The organism is Enterobacter cloacae complex sp. AR_0002 (genome assembly GCF_001922365.1).
Lineage (GTDB): Bacteria > Pseudomonadota > Gammaproteobacteria > Enterobacterales > Enterobacteriaceae > Enterobacter > Enterobacter hormaechei_C.
Genome location: NZ_CP018814.1, coordinates 3770457 through 3788868 on the forward strand (window position 1 = coordinate 3770457; position 18412 = coordinate 3788868).

At 55.9% G+C, this 18412-nt stretch carries 19 protein-coding genes; 8 read left to right on the forward strand and 11 right to left on the reverse strand.

Annotation, left to right across the window (positions count from 1 at the left end; translation table 11 throughout):
• Window positions 1–19: 19 nt before the first annotated feature.
• Window positions 20–1393 carry an envelope stress sensor histidine kinase CpxA gene (gene cpxA, locus AM329_RS18680; RefSeq protein ID WP_003862003.1) on the reverse strand — a complete coding sequence of 458 codons (1374 nt, stop codon included), beginning with the start codon at window positions 1391–1393 and terminating at the stop codon, window positions 20–22.
• Window positions 1390–2088: an envelope stress response regulator transcription factor CpxR gene (gene cpxR, locus AM329_RS18685; RefSeq protein WP_003862004.1), complete on the reverse strand. Its 699-nt coding sequence runs from the start codon at window positions 2086–2088 to the stop codon at window positions 1390–1392. The genes cpxA and cpxR overlap by 4 nt, the downstream gene beginning before the upstream one ends.
• Before the next feature lie 150 nt (window positions 2089–2238).
• Between cpxR and cpxP the strand changes: the two genes are divergently transcribed.
• The 6 genes from cpxP to AM329_RS18715 all read left to right on the forward strand — a co-directional run bounded on the left by cpxP (window position 2239) and on the right by AM329_RS18715 (window position 8384).
• On the forward strand, window positions 2239–2745 hold the full coding sequence (gene cpxP / locus AM329_RS18690; RefSeq protein ID WP_003862006.1) for a cell-envelope stress modulator CpxP: 507 nt from the start codon (window positions 2239–2241) through the stop codon (window positions 2743–2745).
• A 153-nt stretch (window positions 2746–2898) separates the two neighbouring features.
• Complete coding sequence (fieF, locus tag AM329_RS18695) at window positions 2899–3783, forward strand: CDF family cation-efflux transporter FieF (protein WP_022652064.1); 885 nt, start codon at window positions 2899–2901, stop codon at window positions 3781–3783.
• A 184-nt stretch (window positions 3784–3967) separates the two neighbouring features.
• The gene (gene pfkA / locus AM329_RS18700) at window positions 3968–4930 is read left to right on the forward strand and encodes a 6-phosphofructokinase (RefSeq protein WP_003862009.1); all 963 of its coding nucleotides are present in this window, start codon (window positions 3968–3970) and stop codon (window positions 4928–4930) included.
• A gap of 231 nt (window positions 4931–5161) precedes the next feature.
• A complete protein-coding gene (locus tag AM329_RS18705) occupies window positions 5162–6151 on the forward strand; it encodes a sulfate ABC transporter substrate-binding protein (protein WP_003862012.1) in 990 nt (329 codons plus the stop codon).
• Between the two features lie 111 nt (window positions 6152–6262).
• Window positions 6263–7006, forward strand: a complete 744-nt coding sequence (locus tag AM329_RS18710; protein WP_003862014.1) for a CDP-diacylglycerol diphosphatase — start codon at window positions 6263–6265, stop codon at window positions 7004–7006.
• Window positions 7007–7079: 73 nt separating this feature from the next.
• Window positions 7080–8384: an SLC13 family permease gene (locus AM329_RS18715; protein WP_032608110.1), complete on the forward strand. Its 1305-nt coding sequence runs from the start codon at window positions 7080–7082 to the stop codon at window positions 8382–8384.
• 47 nt (window positions 8385–8431) lie between these two features.
• Here the strand turns inward: AM329_RS18715 and tpiA are convergent, their stop codons facing one another.
• Window positions 8432–9199: a triose-phosphate isomerase gene (gene tpiA / locus AM329_RS18720; RefSeq protein WP_003862019.1), complete on the reverse strand. Its 768-nt coding sequence runs from the start codon at window positions 9197–9199 to the stop codon at window positions 8432–8434.
• A gap of 111 nt (window positions 9200–9310) precedes the next feature.
• Window positions 9311–9907 carry a DUF1454 family protein gene (locus AM329_RS18725; protein ID WP_032608109.1) on the reverse strand — a complete coding sequence of 199 codons (597 nt, stop codon included), beginning with the start codon at window positions 9905–9907 and terminating at the stop codon, window positions 9311–9313.
• Window positions 9908–10019: 112 nt separating this feature from the next.
• On the opposite strand from AM329_RS18725, the gene AM329_RS18730 reads away from it, so the two are divergent.
• Complete coding sequence (locus AM329_RS18730; protein WP_003862022.1) at window positions 10020–10439, forward strand: DUF805 domain-containing protein; 420 nt, start codon at window positions 10020–10022, stop codon at window positions 10437–10439.
• Here AM329_RS18730 and fpr read toward each other — a convergent pair whose 3' ends face one another.
• The 4 genes from fpr to AM329_RS18750 all read right to left on the reverse strand — a co-directional run bounded on the left by fpr (window position 10440) and on the right by AM329_RS18750 (window position 14792).
• A complete protein-coding gene (gene fpr / locus AM329_RS18735) occupies window positions 10440–11186 on the reverse strand; it encodes a ferredoxin--NADP(+) reductase (protein WP_022652061.1) in 747 nt (248 codons plus the stop codon).
• 96 nt (window positions 11187–11282) lie between these two features.
• Window positions 11283–12293, reverse strand: a complete 1011-nt coding sequence (gene glpX, locus AM329_RS18740; protein ID WP_023315041.1) for a class II fructose-bisphosphatase — start codon at window positions 12291–12293, stop codon at window positions 11283–11285.
• Window positions 12294–12416: 123 nt separating this feature from the next.
• Window positions 12417–13925 (reverse strand): glycerol kinase GlpK, encoded by a 1509-nt coding sequence (gene glpK, locus AM329_RS18745; protein WP_003862028.1) that lies wholly within the window; start codon window positions 13923–13925, stop codon window positions 12417–12419.
• A 21-nt stretch (window positions 13926–13946) separates the two neighbouring features.
• Window positions 13947–14792 carry an MIP/aquaporin family protein gene (locus tag AM329_RS18750; protein ID WP_003862030.1) on the reverse strand — a complete coding sequence of 282 codons (846 nt, stop codon included), beginning with the start codon at window positions 14790–14792 and terminating at the stop codon, window positions 13947–13949.
• Between the two features lie 399 nt (window positions 14793–15191).
• Here AM329_RS18750 and zapB point away from each other — a divergent pair, with 399 nt between their 5' ends.
• A complete protein-coding gene (zapB, locus tag AM329_RS18755; RefSeq protein ID WP_003862031.1) occupies window positions 15192–15431 on the forward strand; it encodes a septal ring assembly protein ZapB in 240 nt (79 codons plus the stop codon).
• A gap of 80 nt (window positions 15432–15511) precedes the next feature.
• Here the strand turns inward: zapB and rraA are convergent, their stop codons facing one another.
• The 3 genes from rraA to hslU form a co-directional block, all read right to left on the reverse strand.
• A complete protein-coding gene (rraA, locus tag AM329_RS18760) occupies window positions 15512–15997 on the reverse strand; it encodes a ribonuclease E activity regulator RraA (RefSeq protein WP_003862032.1) in 486 nt (161 codons plus the stop codon).
• A 92-nt stretch (window positions 15998–16089) separates the two neighbouring features.
• A complete protein-coding gene (gene menA, locus AM329_RS18765; protein ID WP_086623599.1) occupies window positions 16090–17016 on the reverse strand; it encodes a 1,4-dihydroxy-2-naphthoate polyprenyltransferase in 927 nt (308 codons plus the stop codon).
• A gap of 62 nt (window positions 17017–17078) precedes the next feature.
• Window positions 17079–18410, reverse strand: a complete 1332-nt coding sequence (hslU, locus tag AM329_RS18770) for an HslU--HslV peptidase ATPase subunit (RefSeq protein WP_003862035.1) — start codon at window positions 18408–18410, stop codon at window positions 17079–17081.
• Window positions 18411–18412 lie beyond the last annotated feature (2 nt).

The following is an 18412-nucleotide window of genomic DNA, read 5'->3' on the forward strand; positions in this document are numbered from 1 at the left end:
CGCCACCCGGCACATACGGTTACGAACGCTTATACAGCGGCAGCCACAGCGTTAACCTGAGCCCGCCCAGCGGGCTGTCATCGGCTTTCACCCAGCCACGGTGCTGTTGCATGGCGGTTTCCACAATCGCCAGCCCCAGTCCCGTACCGCCCGATTCCCGGTCGCGCGCCTCGTCGGTGCGGTAGAACGGACGGAATATCTGCTCGCGGTCTTCCGGGCTGACGCCAGGACCGTCGTCGTCGACGATGACGGTGATCCCGTCTTTATCCACCGAGAACGCCACCTCAATCTTCGTGTGCGAGTAGCGCAGGGCGTTACGCACGATATTTTCCAGCGCGCTTTCCAGCGCGTTGGGGTTACCGTACAGCGGCCATGGCCCCGGCGGGAAGTTAACGGTGAAGGATTTGCCCATCTGCTCCGCTTCAAACGCCGCGTTGTCCAGCACCTCATGCCACAGATGATTGGCTTTCACCGTTTCGCTCACCAGCGCGTTTTTCTGCTGATTGCGCGACATGACCAGCAGATCGTTGATCATGCTGTCCAGACGATGCGCTTCGGTTTCGATGCGCTCCAGCTCTTTGCTTTCTCCGCTGCGGCGACGCAGCAGGGCGGTACCCAGCTGTAAGCGCGTGAGCGGGGTACGCAGTTCGTGCGAGATATCCGACAGCAGGCGTTGCTGCGCGGTCATCATGCGGTCAAGAGCAGAGACCATCTGGTTAAAACTGGTTCCGGCGGCCAGGAACTCCTGCGGCCCGGATTCCAGCTCCGGATGCTGCCTCAGGTTGCCCTGCGCCACTTCGTCCGCCGCATTTTTCAGCTTACGCGCCGGTTTCGCCAGGCTCCACGCCAGCCATAATAGCAGCGGGGAACTGACCAGCATCGTGACAATCAACAGCAAAAGCGGACGGTCAAACAGCAGGTTGATGAAGTCGGACTGGGAACTGCTCGCAGGGCGAATCAGGTAGAGCTGATAATTGTCTTCCCCGTCCCGAACCGAGAAAGGACCAACCATCTCTACCCGACCATATTTCTTTTTCTGTGGGTGATCGGCGTTATCCGCCTGGCCAATAAAGTTGCGGATAATCTGCATTTCATTGCGATCGGCCCCAATCACGCGACCTTCGCTGGTGACCAGTAAAAGACGTTGTCCGGGGGGCGCCCACTTGTCGATAGCGCGAAACAGCCTGCGCCACCACATTAAATCGTTCGGCGGATCGTTTGCCAGCTCCGCTTCCACGTGCTGCTCGATCATCACGCCCTGACGTTGCTCGCTGTCGAGTAGCTCCGTCATCTGGCGTGAGTCGAGTTTTGGCAACATCAAAACGAGCATTAAAACCAGTGCCAGCGTCAGCCAGAAGATGGCGAAGATGCGGGCGGTTAAGCTGCCTATCATGAAGCGGAAACCATCAGATAACCACGACCACGCAGGGTTTTGAACCAGGGATGACCGTCTTTACGCTCCGGCAGCTTACGGCGCAGGTTCGAGATATGCATGTCGATGGCGCGGTCAAACGGGGTGAGGCGTTTGCCCAGCACTTCCTGGCTTAAGTGTTCACGCGACACCACCTGGCCGAGATGCTGCGCCAGCAGATACAGCAGGGTGAACTCGGTGCCGGTTAGCTCCAGCGTTTCACCGTCGAAGCTCGCTTCCTGTCGGCCCGGGTTCAGGCTCAGGGAGTCCACTTCCAGCGTAGGTGAGCTGTTGTCGGTATTCTGCTGCTGCTCGCTCCAGTGAGAGCGGCGCAGGATCGCGCGAATACGGGCCACCAGTTCACGGTCGTTGAACGGCTTAGGTAAATAGTCATCCGCACCCAGCTCAAGGCCGAGTACGCGGTCAAGCTCGCTGCCGCGTGCGGTCAGCATAATGACGGGGGTCTGGTGTGTCTGGCGAAGCTCTTTCAACGTATCAATACCGTTTTTCTTCGGCATCATGACGTCGAGCAAAAGTAAATCGATGCTGTCGTCAAGGAGACTCAGCGCCTGCTCGCCATCATGGGCAACCAGGACGTTGAAACCTTCCATGTCGAGCAACTCCTTTAAAAGAGATGTGAGCTCTCGGTCATCATCAACTAACAGGATTTTATTCATTGTTTAAATACCTCCGAGGCAGAAATTACGACATCAAGGCTATCTAATCCATGACTTTACGTTGTTTTACACCCCCTGACGCATGTTTGCAGCCTGAATCGTAGACTGTCTATCGTTGAATCGCGACACGAAAGATTTTGGGAGCAAGTGATGCGCAAAGTTACCGCTGCCGTCATGGCCTCAACGCTGGCCTTCAGTGCGTTTAGCCAGGCTGCTGTAGCTATCATCAGCGATAACGGTTCCTCAGCAGAGGGCGCAACGCAGCACAGCAGCCAAAGCCATATGTTTGACGGCATAAGTTTAACCGAACATCAGCGTCAACAGATGCGAGATCTGATGCAGAGGGCAAGACACGACCAGCCCCCTGTTAATGTTAGCGAAATGGAGACAATGCATCGCCTTGTCACCGCAGAAAATTTTGACGAAAGCGCTGTACGCGCTCAGGCCGAAAAAATGGCGCAGGAACAGGTTGCCCGCCAGGTAGAGATGGCGAAGGTTCGCAACCAGATGTTCCACCTGCTAACGCCCGAGCAGCAAGCGGTTTTGAATACCAAACATCAGCAACGTATGAACCAGTTGCGTGAGGTTGCACGGATGCAGCGAAGCTCAGATATGACGCTTTTCAGTAGCAATAGCAGTACCCGTAGTAACCAGTAAACCCTGTTTTCCTTGCCATAGACACCATCCCTGTCTTCCCCCACATGATGTGGGGGTTTTTTTTGCCCATCGTTCCGGTTTGTTAACGCTTTATTCATCCTTTCACTCCACCACCATCCGTTATACTAGCGCCATGGCATGACAGGAGTGTTTATGAATCAATCCTATGGACGGCTGGTAAGCCGGGCCGCAATAGCCGCGACGGTGATGGCGTCGTGTTTACTGATCATTAAAATTTTCGCGTGGTGGTACACCGGATCGGTCAGTATTCTGGCGGCGCTGGTGGACTCACTGGTGGATATTGCCGCCTCGCTGACCAACCTGCTGGTGGTGCGCTACTCGCTGCAACCGGCGGATGAAGAGCATACGTTTGGCCACGGCAAAGCGGAATCGCTGGCCGCGCTGGCACAAAGCATGTTTATTTCGGGCTCTGCGCTTTTCCTGTTTTTGACCGGCATTCAGCATCTTGTTTCGCCGTCACCGATGAACGATCCGGGCGTTGGCGTGGTCGTAACGGTAGTTGCACTTATAAGCACACTTGTTCTTGTAACTTTCCAGCGCTGGGTTGTACGCAAAACACAAAGCCAGGCTGTACGGGCCGATATGCTTCATTATCAGTCTGATGTTATGATGAATGGGGCTATTCTTATTGCGCTTGGTCTGGCCTGGTATGGCTGGCATCGGGCCGATGCGTTGTTTGCGTTAGGGATAGGGATCTATATTTTATACAGCGCCTTGCGGATGGGGTATGACGCGGTACAGTCGCTTCTTGACCGTGCGCTTCCGGATGCAGAACGTGATGAAATTTATGCCATCGTGACCAACTGGCCCGGCGTCAGTGGTGCTCACGATCTTCGTACGCGGCAGTCAGGGCCGACCCGCTTTATTCAGATTCATTTGGAAATGGAAGACAACCTGCCACTGGTTCAGGCGCATATGGTCGCTGAACAGGTGGAGCAGGCGATTTTGCAGCGTTTCCCTGGGTCAGACGTCATTATTCACCAGGACCCATGCTCTGTCGTACCCAGGGCGTTTTGAGCTTTCGTAATTCGTTGTAAAAAAGTGAGCCAGAGCAGCATTTTGTGGATAAATTACCACCATATGGCCTGACCTGAATCAATTCAGCTGGAAGGGATTGATATACTATTTGCAGTATTCGACGGTTGAACAGTTTCTTCCGGCAGCAGATTTCAATTTTGCATTCCTAAGTTCAGAGGTAGTCATGATTAAGAAAATCGGTGTGTTGACAAGCGGCGGTGATGCGCCGGGCATGAACGCGGCAATCCGTGGGGTTGTCCGTGCAGCGCTGACGGAAGGTCTGGAAGTTTTTGGTATCTATGACGGTTACCTGGGTCTGTATGAAGACCGCATGGTTCAGCTCGACCGCTACAGCGTGTCTGACATGATCAACCGTGGCGGTACTTTCCTCGGTTCTGCACGCTTCCCGGAATTCCGTGACGAACACATCCGTGAAGTGGCTATCGAAAACATGAAAAAACGGGGTCTGGATGCGCTGGTGGTTATCGGCGGCGACGGCTCCTACATGGGTGCAAAACGTCTGACTGAAATGGGCTTCCCGTGCATCGGCCTGCCTGGCACCATCGACAACGACATTAAAGGCACCGACTACACCATCGGTTACTTCACCGCGCTGGGTACCGTTGTGGAAGCGATTGACCGCCTGCGTGACACCTCTTCCTCTCACCAGCGTATTTCCATTGTTGAAGTGATGGGCCGTTACTGCGGTGACCTGACTCTGGCAGCGGCAATTGCCGGTGGCTGTGAGTTCGTGGTGGTGCCGGAAGTGGAATTTAGCCGTGAAGATCTGGTCGCTGAAATCAAAGCCGGTATCGCGAAAGGTAAGAAACACGCCATCGTTGCTATCACCGAGCACATCTGTGACGTTGACGAGCTGGCGAAGTACATCGAAACCGAAACCAAACGCGAAACCCGCGCGACCGTTCTGGGTCACATTCAGCGTGGTGGTTCCCCAGGCCCGTACGACCGTATCCTGGCGTCCCGCATGGGCGCGTACGCGATCGAGCTACTGCTTCAGGGACACGGCGGCCGCTGCGTCGGTATCCAGAACGAGAAACTGGTTCACCATGACATCATCGATGCCATTGAAAACATGAAGCGTCCGTTCAAAGGTGACTGGCTGGACTGCGCGAAAAAACTGTACTGATTGGCTCTGTTGCCCGGTGGCGGCAAGGTAAATGCAAAACGGTAACCCTTGGGTTACCGTTTTTTATGGTTGCTCCCTCTCCTGTGGGAGAGGGTTGGGGTGAGGGCATCAGTCCGCTCATTCACTTTTTTTATTCCTCCACGTTATAGCCAATCTTTTTTTATTCTTTAATCATCGGTTAGCTTTCTGGCACGCTGCATTCATCAAAACACTACACAAGAGAGCTGGGCGATGAATAAATGGGGCGTGGGGTTAACATTATTGCTGGCATCAACCAGCGTTCTGGCAAAGGACATTCAGTTACTGAATGTGTCGTACGATCCGACGCGTGAACTGTACGACCAGTACAACAAAGCTTTCGCGGCGCACTGGAAACAGGAAACCGGCGATAACGTGGTGGTTCGCCAGTCTCACGGCGGTTCCGGTAAGCAGGCGACATCGGTGATCAACGGTATCGAAGCCGACGTGGTGACCCTGGCGCTGGCTTATGACGTGGATGCGATCGCGGAGCGTGGCCGTATCGACAAAAACTGGATCAAGCGCCTGCCGGACAACTCTGCGCCATACACCTCGACCATCGTCTTCCTGGTGCGCAAAGGCAACCCGAAACAGATTAAAGACTGGAACGACCTGATTAAGCCGGGCGTGTCTGTCATCACCCCGAACCCGAAAAGCTCCGGCGGCGCACGCTGGAACTACCTGGCGGCCTGGGGCTACGCGCTGCACCACAACAACGGCGATCAGGCCAAAGCACAGGACTTCGTCAAAGCACTGTTTAAAAACGTCGAAGTGCTGGACTCCGGCGCGCGCGGCGCAACCAACACCTTCGTCGAGCGCGGCATCGGCGACGTGCTGATCGCCTGGGAAAACGAAGCCCTGCTGGCGACCAACGAGCTGGGTAAAGACAAGTTCGAGATCGTCACCCCGAGCGAATCCATCCTCGCTGAGCCGACCGTCTCCGTCGTCGATAAGGTTGTTGATAAGAAGGGCACCAAAGCGGTGGCGGAAGCCTACCTGAAGTACCTCTACTCACCGGAAGGGCAGGAAATTGCGGCGAAAAACTTCTACCGCCCACGCGATGAGGCCGTCGCGAAGAAATACGAAAACGCCTTCCCGAAACTGAAGCTGTTTACTATCGATGATGTTTTTGGCGGCTGGACCAAAGCGCAGAAAGAGCACTTCTCTAACGGCGGCACCTTCGACCAGATCAGCAAGCGCTAAGCGTTTTACAAAGAACGACACGGTAACCCGGTGTGAGAAATCCGCCGGGTTTTTTATTTGGTCATCATTTTGCGTTACTCTTTTGCCTCTATTGAAAACAGGGAACGCGTTGTGAAAAAAATTATCTTACTGATTCTGATCGTTATCGCCCTTGCCGCAGGCGGCGTGTACTGGATGAAAGCGGGTAATCCGAATGCGTTGCGTCATATCGTTCTCGACCAGTGTGTGCCCAACCAGCTGCATAACCGTAACCCGGCACCGTGCGCGCAGGTGAAGCCAGATGCGGGCTACGTGGTGTTCAAAGACCGCAACGGACCGCTGCAATACCTGCTGATGCCCACGTACCGTATCAACGGCACCGAAAGCCCATTGCTGACAGAGCCGCAGACACCGAATTTCTTCTGGCTGGCATGGCAGTCTCGTCATTTTATGAGCATGAAACGAGGGGCCGACGTGCCTGACAGCGCCGTTTCGCTAACCATCAACTCCCCGACCGGGCGCACGCAAAACCATTTTCATATCCACATCTCCTGTCTGCGCCCAGACGTGCGCGAGAAGCTGAACGCGTCGCAGGGGCAAATCAGCACCCAGTGGTTACCGCTTCCGGGCGGGCTGGAAGGGCATGAATACCTTGCCCGTCGGGTGACGGAGAACGAACTGGTGCAGCGCAGCCCGTTTATGATGCTGGCGGAAGAGCTGCCAGAAGCGCGCGACCATATGGGACGCTTCGCGCTGGCGATGGCGCAGCAGTCAGACGGCTCGTTTGTATTGCTGGCGACAGAGCGTAATTTGCTTACCTTTAACCGCGCGTCGGCTGAGGAATTGCAGGATCATCAATGCGATATCCTGAAGTGACCCCACCATAAATAGCGTTTACTCGCCCTGCCTGTCGCCGTAGACTTGCTGAAAAATTCTACAGGAGACAGGTATGTCGCTCTGGTTAACGCATCCTCTGCTGCTTCCCTCGCTGATCGTCGGCGTCACCATCGTGCTGTGGGCGACGTCGCTGTTGCCCGAATTTATCACCGCGCTGCTGTTTTTCACGGCGGCGATGGCCGCCAGAATCGCCCCGCCGGAAGTAATCTTCGGCGGCTTCGCCTCGTCTGCCTTCTGGCTGGTGTTCAGCGGCTTTGTGCTGGGTGTGGCGATTCGGAAAACCGGCCTGGCGGACAGGGCCGCCCGGGCGCTGTCGGCAAAGCTTACCGACTCCTGGGTGCTGATGGTGGCAAGCGTTGTGCTACTGAGCTATGCCCTGGCATTCGTGATGCCGTCGAACATGGGACGTATTGCGCTGCTGATGCCGATTGTCGCCGCGATGGCGAAGCGGGCCGGCATTCCTGATGGCTCGCGGGCCTGGTTTGGCCTGGCGCTGGCGGTCGGGTTTGGCACCTTCCAGCTCTCGGCCACTATTTTGCCCGCCAACGTGCCCAACCTGGTGATGAGCGGCGCGGCGGAAGGCTCATACGGCATCCACCTGAACTATGTTCCGTATCTGCTGCTGCACACCCCGGTGCTGGGTATTCTCAAAGGCCTGATTCTGATTGGCCTGATCTGCTGGCTGTTCCCCGGCAACCCGAAACCGGCGAAGGATCTCGCGCCATCGGAACCGATGGGGCGTGACGAAAAACGGCTCGCCTGGCTGCTGGCGGTGGTGTTGACGATGTGGGTGACGGAGAGCTGGCACGGCGTGGGCCCAGCGTGGACAGGGCTGGCGGCCTCGGTCGTCGTTATGCTGCCGCGTATAGGTTTTATCACCGGGGAGGAGTTCTCGGCGGGGGTGAATATGCGTACCTGTATTTACGTCGCGGGTATACTCGGGCTGGCCATTACGGTAACGCAGACCGGTATCGGTGCGGCCGTAGGCGAGGCGTTGCTCCATATCATGCCGCTGGATGCAGATCGCCCGTTTACCAGCTTCCTGGCGCTGACGGGGATCACCACGGCGCTCAACTTCATTATGACCGCCAATGGCGTTCCGGCGCTGTACACCACGCTGGCGCAGAGCTTCTCGGACGCGACCGGCTTCCCGCTGCTGTCGGTGATCATGATTCAGGTGCTGGGGTATTCCACACCGTTGCTGCCGTATCAGGCGTCGCCGATTGTGGTGGCGATGGGCTTAGGGAAAGTGCCTGCGAAGGCGGGGATGCTGCTCTGCCTGGCGCTGGCGATTGCGACGTATCTGGTGCTGCTGCCGCTGGATTATTTGTGGTTTAGCGTATTAGGACGTTTGTAGTGGTTTTGTAGGGCGGGTTAGCGAAGCGCCACCCGCCCCAAAGGCAATTACGCCTGCTTAGCCGCTTCTGCCGCTTTAACGATCACCGCGAAAGCGTCTGCTTTCAGGGATGCGCCGCCAACCAGCGCGCCATCGATGTCTGGCTGGGTGAACAGCTCAGCTGCGTTTGATGCGTTAACGGAACCGCCGTACTGGATGATGACCTGCTCCGCCACTTTCGCGTCTGCTTTTGCAATGTGGTCACGAATGAACTTGTGCACCGCCTGTGCCTGCGCTGGAGTTGCAGATTTGCCGGTACCGATCGCCCAGACTGGCTCGTAAGCGATAACCGCGCCTTCGAACGCTGCCGCGCCCTGGGTTTTCAGCACAGCGTCGATCTGACGTGCGCACACTTCTTCGGTTTTACCCGCTTCGTTTTCTGCTTCGGTTTCACCGATGCACAGAACCGGGATCAGACCCTGCTCTTTCAGCACAGCGAATTTCTTCGCGATGAACTCGTCAGATTCTTTGTGGTAGGTGCGACGCTCAGAGTGGCCGATGATGATGTATTTCGCGCCGATGTCTTTCAGCATTTCAGCGGAGGTTTCACCAGTAAACGCGCCAGACAGGTTAACGTCAACGTTCTGCGCGCCCAGAATGATGTGGCTGCCGTCAGCGGCACGTTTAGCCAGATCCAGGTACATATCCGGCGGAGCGATAGCAACCGCGCAGCCGGTCACGCCAGCCAGCTCTTTACGCAGGTTAGCAACCAGTTCGTTTACCATGTGGCGGCTGCCGTTCAGTTTCCAGTTACCCATCACTAAAGGATGTCGCATTTCAATTCTCCACGCTCAATAAGCGAATTAAGGAATATGGCCACCCTTAAGGGCAGCATGGTCTGTGAATCAGTATAGAGATTTTCCCTCGAAAGGCTTTGCTTTTTGTCATTAATTCGCCCCCTCGAGTGCGTCTGATAGGGCCAGCTTAATCGGTTCAACCGCGAAGGTCAGCCCCTTTTCGCCGTTATCTGCGACGACATAGCGAACGGCACCTTCCGTATCGGCGTAATAGCGTTTGTTTTTCCCCGCGGTAAGTAGTTTTTGCAGCTTTTGCTGGCTTTGTACTTTCGTGAAGGTGGGGGTAAAGGCGCGCAGAATAGCGCTCATGTACTCCAGCGCTTTCGCTTTCGCCGCTTTCTGCTCTGGGCCCTGAATCGGCAGCCAGGTGATCTGCATGCTTTTGATTTTTAACGTTCCGCGCTCAAGGGCGGTAGAGGCATACAGATTCTCGTTAATTTTGCTGGCCGCGCGGGTCAGGGTCGGCGTATCGCGGGCGCTGTCAATCGCTCGGAACTCTCCCAACGGAAGTGAGGGGTTTTCTTTGTTGAAGGCTTCGCGGAACTGGCTGATAGATTGATCGAAAGAGGGAGCGCCCGCCAGAAGATAGGGGGCGGTGACCGGGGAAGCCGTTTCCGTGGCGTACAGGGAAAAACTGGCGCTCAGCATCGCTAAACACAAATAAAGAGAGTGTGCCGAACTTTTCATCAACATTGCCCCTGGCCGTCATTGCCCATGATTAAAACGATATCTGGTCGGCTTGTCAAAAGGTCACAACTCCAGGGTAAAATGCGGGCTAAACAATAATAAGGAACCTTACATGACCATACAGCAGTGGCTGTTTTCATTCAAAGGGCGTATTGGGCGCCGTGACTTCTGGATCTGGATTGCAACGTGGGTTGTCGCCATGCTGCTTCTGTTTTTTGTTGCCTACAACGCATGGCTGAGCACGCAAACCGCGGCATTTGCGCTGGTCTGTTTACTGTGGCCAACCGCCGCCGTGGTGGTGAAACGTCTGCACGATCGTGGCCGCTCCGGCGCATGGGCTTTCCTGATTATCCTGGCGTGGATGCTGGTGGCGGGGAACTGGTCATTGCTGCCCTCAATCCTCCCATGGGTGGTGGGCAGACTGCTGCCGACGGTTATCTTTGTAATGATGGTTGTCGAACTGGGCGCGTTTATCGGCACCCAGAGCGAGAACAAATATGGTAAAGATACCCTTGAGGTGAAGTACCGCTGATCACCAGTAGTGTTCAGCGGTCATGTGGCCCGGCCGGCGGCGAAGGTGCTTCGTCATCTGTCGGGTATCTTTCAGCAGCTGCTGCGTATCGCGCACCATCTGCGGGTTGCCGCACAGCATCACGTGGCTGGTTTCGGTATTCATCGGTAAACCCACTGCCTCTTCCAGCGCGCCGCTTTCAATCAGCGCCGGAACGCGGCCGGTTAACGAGCCGTCTGCGGTTTCGCGGCTGACCACCGTCTGAATCTTTAATTTCCCGCCGTAACGCTGTTCCAGCGCCTGCATCTGCGGCAAATAGCTCAGGTCTGCGGCGTAGCGCGCGGCGTGAACCAGCACGATATTTTTAAAGCGCTCCAGATCTTTGCCGTATTGCAGAATGGAAAGATACGGGCCGATGGCCGTGCCGGTCGCCAGCATCCAGAGCGTGTCACAGTCGGGGATTTCATCCAGCACGAAGAACCCCGCCGCGTCGGAGACAATCTGCACTTCATCGCCTGGCTTCAGCGCGGCGAGGCGCGGGCTGAGCTTACCGTCCGGGACGGTGACCAGATAGAACTCAAGGTCCGGGTTATCAGGCGCATTAACGTAAGAGTAGGCGCGCTGTACGCGTTCACCGTCGATATCCAGCCCGAGTTTGGCAAACTGCCCGGCAGTAAACGGATGAACGGGAGCGTGCAGCGTGAGGCTAAATAGCGCATCGGTCCAGAACTGTACCTTTGTGACTTTACCTGTTACCCAGTCCGCCATGATCTTCTCCTGTGCTGTTTCTCTCTTCTATCTTCCGTACTTGTGGGAAACATTTCCAGCCCATTCGGGCCGGAAAGCTCTATCGATCAAACGGTTTTACAGAATGTGCGTCTGTACGTCCGGATCTTTACGATCGAGATAATGAATGGACTTAATGCGGCGAATAGTGCGGGATTTACCGCGGATCAGCAGGGTTTCAGTGGTGGCCATGTTGCCCTTGCGGGTGATGCCGTCCAGCAGATCGCCTTTGGTGATGCCGGTTGCGGAGAAGACCACGTTATCGCTGCGGGCCATCTCGTTTAGCGCGAGCACTTTATTGGCCTCGATGCCCATCGCCGCGCAGCGCGCCAGTTCGTCTGCACCAATGCGAAGGTTCTCGTCGCTGTCGCCTTTGACCTCATGGCGTGGCAGCAGACGCGCCTGCATATCGCCGTCCAGCGCGCGGATCACTGCCGCAGAGACCACACCCTCCGGCGCGCCGCCGATGCCGTAAAGCACGTCGACTTCGCTGTCAGGCATGCAGGTCAGAATAGAGGCGGCAACGTCGCCATCCGGAATAGCAAATACGCGCACGCCAAGCGTTTGCAGGTACGCGATGGTGGCGTCGTGGCGCGGTTTCGCCAGAATGGTCACGGTGAGTTCGCTGAGCGCTTTACCCAGCGCCGCAGCGATATTGCGCAGGTTGGCGTCCAGCGGCAGACTAAGGTCGATAGCGCCTTTAGCGCCAGGACCGACGATCAGCTTTTCCATGTACATATCGGGCGCGTTGAGGAAGCAGCCCTTATCGCCCACCGCCAGTACCGCCAGCGCGTTGGCCTGGCCCATCGCCGTCATGCGCGTGCCTTCGATCGGGTCGACCGCGATATCCACCGCATCGCCTTTGCCGGTCCCGACCTTTTCACCGATGTAGAGCATCGGCGCTTCGTCGATCTCGCCTTCACCGATGACGATAGTGCCGTCGATGTTAACCTGATTAAGCACAATGCGCATGGCGTGGACGGCTGCGCCGTCTGCGGTATTTTTGTCGCCACGGCCCAGCCACTTGTAGCCTGCGAGGGCGGCAGCTTCGGTGACGCGGGAAAACTCGATAGCAAGTTCACGTTTCATGAGGTACTCGTACAATCAAAAGGAATTGCACGAAGTTTATCACAGAGTGGGGAGGGTCGAGGGGACCGGTGCGGTTGGAGCCCCTCACCCTAACCCTCTCCCCAGGGGAGAGGGAATATAGGCTTACTCGTCGTGCTCTTCCCACGCCAGGGCACGTTTCACCGCTTTCTTCCAGCCGCTGTAGCGGTAGTTGCGCTCGGTGGTTTCGATGCCAGGACGGAATTCGCGTTCGATAACCGCTTTTTCCTGAAGCTCGTCGAGGTTTTGCCAGAAGCCAACCGCCAGACCTGCCAGATACGCCGCGCCCAGCGCCGTCACTTCTCGCACCTCAGGACGTTCAACGCGAGTGCCCAGAATGTCGGACTGGAACTGCATCAGAAAGTTGTTGGCTACTGCACCGCCGTCCACGCGCAGGGCGTGCAGACGAATGCCAGAGTCAGCCTGCATCGCTTCCAGCACGTCGCGCGTCTGGTAGGCGATGGATTCCAGCGTCGCGCGAATGATGTGGTTTGAGTTCACGCCGCGCGTCAGGCCGAAAATCGCGCCGCGGGCGTACGGATCCCAGTACGGTGCGCCCAGACCGGTGAACGCTGGCACCACGTACACGCCGTTGGTGTCTTTCACTTTGGTCGCGAAGTATTCGGAGTCAAACGCGTCGCTAATCAGCTTCATCTCGTCGCGCAGCCACTGAATGGAGGCACCCGCCATGAATACCGCGCCTTCCAGGGCATAGTTCACTTCGCCGCGCGGGCCGCAGGCGATGGTGGTCAGCAGACCGTTTTCTGATTTCACCGCTTTCTCGCCCGTGTTCATCAGCATAAAGCAGCCGGTGCCGTAGGTGTTCTTCGCCATCCCTTCTTTTACGCACAGCTGGCCGAACAGGGCTGCCTGCTGGTCACCGGCGATACCGGCGATAGGAATACGCGTGCCGCCTTTACCGCCAATGTTGGTCTGGCCGTACACTTCTGAAGATTTACGCACGTCTGGCAGCATCGCTCGCGGAATGTCCAGCGCGTCCAGCATCTTGTCATCCCACTCCAGAGTGTTGATGTTGAACAGCATGGTGCGCGAGGCGTTGGTGTAGTCGGTGACGTGAACGCGTCCCTGAGTCATCTTCCAGATAAGCCAGGTATCGACGGTACCGAAGAGCAGCTCGCCACGACGTGCGCGCTCGCGTGAACCTTCCACGTGGTCGAGGATCCACTTCACTTTGGTGCCGGAGAAATAGGGGTCAACCACCAGGCCGGTGGCGCTGCGCACGTACTCTTCCATCCCGTCGCGCTTCAGCTGTTCGCAGATCTCTGACGTACGGCGGCACTGCCAGACGATGGCGTTGTAGATGGGCTTACCGGTTTCGCGCTCCCAGACCACAGTCGTTTCACGCTGGTTGGTGATACCGATAGCGGCAATCTGGTCAGAACTGATGTCGGCTTTCGCCAGCACTTCCACCAGCGTGGAGCTTTGTGACGCCCAGATCTCCATCGGGTCGTGTTCAACCCAGCCTGGACGCGGATAAATTTGCTCAAATTCGCGTTGAGACACGCTGACAATGTTCGCGTCATGATCCATTACGACAGCGCGGGAGCTGGTAGTGCCCTGGTCGAGCGCAACGATATATTTTTTTTCGGTCATGGTATGTGTCCCGTAGTCAGATTACAGCGAAGCTTTTTGTTGTGTGGTGGAAGTTGTCTCTTTTTCCTCTTCCACACAGGTGTCGCACGGTAAGTGGCGACCAATTAATTTGCGATAGCCGAATGCGCCCAGTGCCGCCCCTACAATTGGCCCGAACAGCGGAACCAGGAAGTAAGGAATGTCTTTGCCGCCCGTGAAGGCGACATCGCCCCATCCCGCAAAGAAGGCGAAGGTTTTTGGACCCAGGTCACGCGCCGGATTCATCGCAAAACCGGTCAGCGGACCCATGGATGCGCCAATCACCGCAATCAGAAGGCCAATCAGAAGTGGTGCCAGCGGGCCGCGCGGAATGCCGTTTCCGTCGTCGCCCAGCGCCATAATGACGCCCATCAGAATAGCGGTAATCACCATTTCAACTGCGAACGCCTGCACAAAATTGATATGCGGATTCGGATACGTTGAGAAAATGCCTGCCAGATCCAGACTTTCGACACTGCCACGCACCATATGATGCGTCTGTTCGAAGTCGATGAAAAGATTGTAATAAAGCCCGTAAACTAACGCCGCTGCGCAAAAGGCGCCGGCAAATTGCGAAATGATGAAAGGAACAACTTTGCGTCCGTCAAAGCACGCGAATAGCCACAACGCGATGGTCACCGCCGGGTTAAGATGTGCGCCGGAAACCCCTGCGGTCAGGTAGATGGCCATCGCCACGCCCAGACCCCAGATAATACTGATTTCCCACTGACCAAAACTGGCACCCGCCACTTTCAGTGCAGCGACACAGCCTACTCCGAAGAATATCAACAACCCGGTACCCAGGAACTCGGCAATGCACTGGCCTTTTAAGGTTGATGTCTGACTCATAATCGGAATCCTGCAAAAGAGTAATGTTTATTGTTTGCGTGACCGCCCGTGACAGTCACGATGCCCTGTAGACATAGTGTTAATTTATCGTTAACGAGCACAAACGAGAAATATCGAAATCGAAATGTGTGGTCTGTGTCAATAAAATGAGCGTTTTCGCGCCATAAAGCGCGTTTTTGCATCAGGTAATGATTGTGGGTTGAATCATTTCTTTAACTTATGGGTTAACAACTTAGGGGTATATGCGGCGAACGCACCAGGACGAGGCCGAAAAGTGTTGCAAACCACGATCTGCGTGGCATGCCGCTGGACAGGGGCGACGGCGCTCCATACAATCGGAACATATGTTGTGCGCGTTTACGTTAAAGCGTCGCCTTGCAATTCAGGAGAGGTAGGATCATGTCTTTAGAAGTGTTTGAGAAACTGGAATCGAAAGTACAGCAGGCGATTGACACCATCACGCTGCTGCAAATGGAAATTGAAGAACTGAAAGAGAAGAACAACTCCCTGTCTCAGGAAGTTCAGAACGCTCAGCACAGCCGCGAAGAACTGGAGCGCGAAAACAACCAGCTGCGCGAACAGCAGAACGGCTGGCAGGAACGCTTGCAGGCGCTGCTGGGACGTATGGAAGAAGTCTGATTTCCTTGGGAATGAATTGAACAGGCCGGGTAAGGCGTAGCCGCCACCCGGCTTTTTTATGCATCTCGCTTACCGATTAACTACTCAATATCCAGCGCATCCTCAGAAAGGATAATGCCGGTATTGTCAGCATAAAGGTGGTCACCCGAGAAGAAGGTCACGCCGCCGAAGTTAACGCGCACGTCGCTTTCGCCGATGCCTTCACCCGCTGCGCCAACCGGAATGGCGGCAATGGCCTGAATACCGATATCCAGATCTTCCAGATCGTCCACCTGGCGCACGGAGCCGTAGACCACAATCCCTTCCCACTCGTTTTGCACCGCAAGGCGGGCGAGGTCCGCATCGATCAGTGCACGGCGCACTGAACCGCCACCATCCACCAGCAGAACGCGGCCACGACCGTTCTCTTCGAGCAGATCGTACAGCAACCCGTTGTCCTCGAAACATTTCACCGTGATGATTTGTCCGCCAAACGACGACCGTCCACCAAAGTTGGAGAACAGGGGTTCAACGACGTTGACATCTTCCTGGTAGATGTCACAAAGCTCGGAGGTATCGTATTTCATAGGTTTAACGCTCTGTTGCTGCGAATGTGTTCAGTATATCGTGCGAAATGCGTTGTTGGCAAAATCATCAATTGTTAATTGATATTTGTCAGCTAACTCAGCGTCTGGCTTAAGACAATCCCGATGACGAACAGCAGGTTAGTCAGTAACGCGCCTTTTACCGTACGTTCCAGCATCGGTGGCATGGCGGCCGGGCTGAGTTCACGCATGACATAGCGGGCCTGCTTAATCAGCAGCGGTGCGGCGAGCACAAACAGCCAGCCCCACAGGCTGTGCAGAGAGATCAGATTGAACAGTGCCAGGCAGACCAGCGCGCCGATGAGCAGGAAGGCGTGATAGCGGCGTGCATTCACCGGACCCAGACGCACGGCCAGCGTGTTTTTACCGTTCTCGCGGTCGCTGTCGATGTCGCGCAGGTTATTGATATTCAGCACCGCCGTCGCCAGCAGACCGCAGGCGGTCGCCGGCAGGAACAGGGCTGGTATCACCGTATGCGCCTGCAAGTACCAGCTTCCCATCACGCTCAGCCAGCCGAAGAACACCAGCACGGAGATGTCGCCCAGACCAATATACCCGTAAGGACGCGTCCCGACGGTATAGGTAATGGCTGCAATAATGGCAAGCAAGCCCAGCACCAGGAAGCCAATGAAATCACTGGTGGTTTTCGACGCGACCGTCACCAGCGCCAGCCCGGACAGGCAAATCAATACCACGGTGATAATCAGCGCCCGTTTCATCTGTGCCTGGGTAATCACCCCTTTTTGCATCCCGCGCAGCGGCCCGATACGGTCAGGCTTGTCGCTGCCCTTTACCGCATCGCCGTAATCATTGGCGAGATTAGAGAGGATTTGCAGCAGCCCGGCGGTGACAAGCGCCAGGCCTGCTACCAGCGGATCGAAATGACCCTGCCACCAGGCAAGCGAGGTACCGACAATAATGGCGGCAAAAGCCAGAGGAAGCGTTTTAGGGCGCAGACTTTCGAGCCACGCCTGTGTACGGCTGATATCAGTCATAGTTATTTAGCCAATAAAAATGGGGGCCATAGCCCCCATCAACAGTGATGAAAATGCATTGAACGCGATTATAGAATAAAACGGCTCAGATCTTCATCTGCCACTAACGCATCCAGGTGTTTGCCCACATAGTCTGCGTCAATGGTAATGCTTTGACCGTTAAGGTCGCTCGCATCATAAGAGATGTCTTCCATCAGGCGTTCCAGCACGGTGTGCAGACGACGCGCACCGATGTTCTCGGTGGTTTCGTTGACCTGCCACGCGGCCTGGGCGATGCGCTTGATACCGTCATCGGTAAATTCAATGTTCACGCCTTCGGTCGCCATCAGCGCTTTATACTGTACGGTCACAGAAGCGTTTGGCTCAGTCAGGATACGTTCGAAATCTTCGGTGGTCAGCGCCTGCAACTCAACGCGGATTGGCAGACGACCCTGGAGTTCCGGGATCAGGTCAGACGGGCTGGCAATCTGGAACGCACCGGAGGCGATAAACAGAATGTGGTCAGTTTTAACCATGCCGTGCTTGGTGGAGACGGTGCACCCTTCCACCAGCGGCAGCAGGTCGCGCTGAACGCCTTCGCGGGAGACATCCGGGCCGGACGCGTTGCCGCGCTTACAGATTTTGTCGATTTCGTCGATAAACACGATACCGTGCTGCTCAACCGCGTCGATAGCGTCCTGTTTCAGCTCCTCCGGGTTAACCAGCTTCGCGGCTTCTTCTTCAATCAGCAGCTTCATCGCGTCTTTGATTTTCAGCTTACGCGCTTTCTGCTTTTGCCCGCCCAGGTTCTGGAACATGGACTGCAACTGGCTGGTCATCTCTTCCATGCCCGGAGGCGCCATAATTTCCACACCCATTGGCGCGGCAGCGAGATCGATCTCAATCTCTTTATCGTCCAGCTCGCCTTCGCGCAGTTTTTTGCGGAATGCCTGACGCGCAGCAGAAGGTTCAGACTGCTGTTCAGCCTGTCCCCAGTTGTTTTTTGCCGGTGGGATCAGCACGTCGAGAATACGCTCTTCGGCCATCTCTTCGGCGCGATAGCGGTTTTTCTCAATCGCCTGGACGCGCACCATCTTAATCGCCGAATCGGTCAGATCGCGGATGATGGAGTCCACTTCTTTACCCACATAGCCCACTTCGGTGAACTTAGTGGCTTCAACTTTGATGAACGGCGCGTTAGCCAGTTTGGCCAGACGACGGGCGATTTCGGTTTTACCCACACCGGTCGGGCCGATCATCAGAATATTTTTTGGCGTCACTTCGTGGCGAAGCTCTTCGTCGAGCTGCATGCGACGCCAGCGGTTACGCAGTGCGATAGCCACGGAGCGCTTGGCATTGTCCTGGCCGATAATGTGTTTGTTCAGTTCGCTGACAATTTCGCGTGGGGTCATTTCAGACATGG